A 3,080-nucleotide genomic window follows, 5' to 3' on the forward strand; every position below is an offset into this window, starting at 1 on the left:
TAATCGATAAAAACATTCACAAAGAGAGAACCTTTAATTGCGCAATTAAGCATATGCCAATTAGGCTATAAATCTACGGGTAATTAGTACTACTCGGCTATGCTGTTACCAACTTTACACCTGTAGCCTATCAACGTCGTCATCTCCAACGACCCTTAAAAGATGTCTCATCTTGAGGCGAGTTTCGCACTTATATGCTTTCAGTGCTTATCTCTTCCAAACGTAGCTACTCAGCGGTGCTCCTGGCGGAACAACTGATACACCAGAGGTTTGTTCAAATCGGTCCTCTCGTACTAGATTCAAGCCCTCTCAAACATCTAACGCCCGCAATAGATAGAGACCGAACTGTCTCACGACGTTCTGAACCCAGCTCGCGTGCCACTTTAATGGGCGAACAGCCCAACCCTTGGGACCTTCTCCAGCCCCAGGATGTGACGAGCCGACATCGAGGTGCCGAACCTCCCCGTCGATATGAGCTCTTGGGGGAGACTAGCCTGTTATCCCCGGAGTACCTTTTATCCTATGAGCGATGGCCCTTCCATACGGAACCACCGGATCACTATGTCCTGCTTTCGCACCTGATCGACTTGTAGGTCTCACAGTCAAGCACCCTTATGCCATTACACTCTACGCACGGTTACCAAGCGTGCTGAGGGTACCTTTGAAAGCCTCCGTTACTCTTTTGGAGGCGACCACCCCAGTCAAACTACCCACCACGCAGTGTCCTTCTAAAAGAAGTTAGGCTCCAAGTAAGTAAAGGGTGGTATTTCAACGTTGACTCCACAAACACTAGCGTGCCTGCTTCAAAGTCTCCCACCTATCCTACACATTACTTACTCAAAGTCAATACGAAGTTATAGTAAAGGTTCACAGGGTCTTTTCGTCCCATTGCGGGTACTCGGCATCTTCACCGAGACTACAATTTCACAGAGCTCATGGTTGAGACAGTGCCCAGATCGTTACACCATTCGTGCAGGTCGGAACTTACCCGACAAGGAATTTCGCTACCTTAGGACCGTTATAGTTACGGCCGCCGTTTACTGGGGCTTCAGTCAAACGCTTCGCATTGCTGCTAACGCCCTTCCTTAACCTTCCAGCACCGGGCAGGTGTCAGACCCTATACTGCATCTTTCGATTTTGCAGAGTCCTGTGTTTTTGATAAACAGTCGCCTGGGCCTTTTTACTGCGGCCAGCATTGCTGCTGGCGTCTCTTCTCCCGAAGTTACGAGACTATTTTGCCTAGTTCCTTAACCATGATTCACTCTAGCACCTTAGGATTCTCTCCTCGACTACCTGTGTCGGTTTTGGTACGGGTTGCTTCACTTCGGCTTTTCTTGGAAGCAAGTTCACTACAACAACTTCGCCCGAAGGCTAGGTCTTGACTATTCCGTCAGTCTCCAGTAGCTACGTCACTCCGTCCCCTTTTTAGTGTGAGCAAGTATGGGAATATTAACCCATTGTCCATCCACTACCCCTTTCGGGTTCGCGTTAGGTCCCGACTAACCCTCAGCTGATTAGCATGGCTGAGGAAACCTTAGTCTTTCGGTGAGCGGGTTTCTCGCCCGCTTTATCGTTACTTATGCCTACATTTTCTTTTCTGTACGCTCCACAATAGCTCACGCTACTGCTTCTGTGCAAACAGAATGCTCCCCTACCAGATACAATCCAATGACTGTAAATCCATAGCTTCGGTAATATGTTTATGCCCGATTATTATCCATGCCGGACCGCTCGACTAGTGAGCTGTTACGCACTCTTTAAATGAATGGCTGCTTCCAAGCCAACATCCTAGCTGTCAATGCAGTCCAACCGCGTTGCTTCAACTTAACATATATTTGGGGACCTTAGCTGTTGGTCTGGGTTCTTTCCCTCTCGGACACGGACCTTAGCACCCGCGCCCTCACTGCCGTGGAACATTTATTAGCATTCGGAGTTTGTCAGGAATTGGTAGGATTTGACTCCCCCGCATCCAATCAGTAGCTCTACCTCTAATAAACTTATACACGACGCTGCACCTAAATGCATTTCGGGGAGTACGAGCTATCTCCCAGTTTGATTGGCCTTTCACCCCTACCCACAGGTCATCCGAAGACTTTTCAACGTCAACCGGTTCGGTCCTCCACTTTGTGTTACCAAAGCTTCAACCTGCCCATGGGTAGATCACAAGGTTTCGCGTCTAATACTACTAACTAAGCGCCCTATTCAGACTCGCTTTCGCTCCGGCTCCGGACCTGAAGTCCTTAACCTCGCTAGTAACATTAACTCGTAGGCTCATTATGCAAAAGGCACGCCGTCACCCAACTTGTGGGCTCCGACCGCTTGTAGGCGTACGGTTTCAGGTTCTATTTCACCCTTCTATTCGAAGTGCTTTTCACCTTTCCTTCACAGTACTTGTTCACTATCGGTCTTTCAGGAGTATTTAGCCTTGGAGGATGGTCCCCCCATATTCAGACAGGATTTCACGTGTCCCGCCATACTCATTTATCATCTAAATATACCTTTCGAATACCGGGCTATCACCGTCTATGGCTGTTCTTTCCAGAACATTCTTCTAAATATATAAAGACTTTTGGGCTAATCCGCGTTCGCTCGCCACTACTTACGGAATCTCTTCGATTTCTTTTCCTCAGGGTACTTAGATGTTTCAGTTCTCCTGGTTTGCTCCTCTTACGAGGTGACATGTCTTCAACATGCCGGGTTGCCCCATTCGGACATCTGCGGATCAATTCGTGTGTGCCAATCCCCGCAGCTTTTCGCAGCTTACCACGTCCTTCGTCGCCTCTGAAAGCCTAGGCATCCGCCATACGCCCTTAACGATTTCTTTCCTAATTATTAATTAGTTCAGTATTTTTTGTCTAACATTACTGTTAAACTATTTTTTGTAAACTCAAACGCTTAATTGCGCTCGGTTTTCTCTTTGTGATATCTTTACCGTTAATGTCAATGATCTTTATGCTTTCTCAAGCTTAATTCGCAAAATATTGTTTTTGGCTCTATTTGCTTTTTAAAATTAAACCTTCAAATTACTGTTAATTTAATAACAATGTGGAGAATAAGGGAGTCGAACCCTTGACCTCCTG

The 3,080-nt window shown here is 47.0% G+C and carries 1 rRNA gene; it reads right to left on the bottom strand.

What is annotated here, in order from left to right:
- Positions 1–63: 63 nt before the first annotated feature.
- Positions 64–2,824, bottom strand: a 23S ribosomal RNA gene (locus OF897_RS21330).
- Between the last annotated feature and the right edge of the window lie 256 nt (positions 2,825–3,080).

The organism is Chryseobacterium formosum (genome assembly GCF_026460885.1).
Lineage (GTDB): Bacteria > Bacteroidota > Bacteroidia > Flavobacteriales > Weeksellaceae > Chryseobacterium > Chryseobacterium formosus.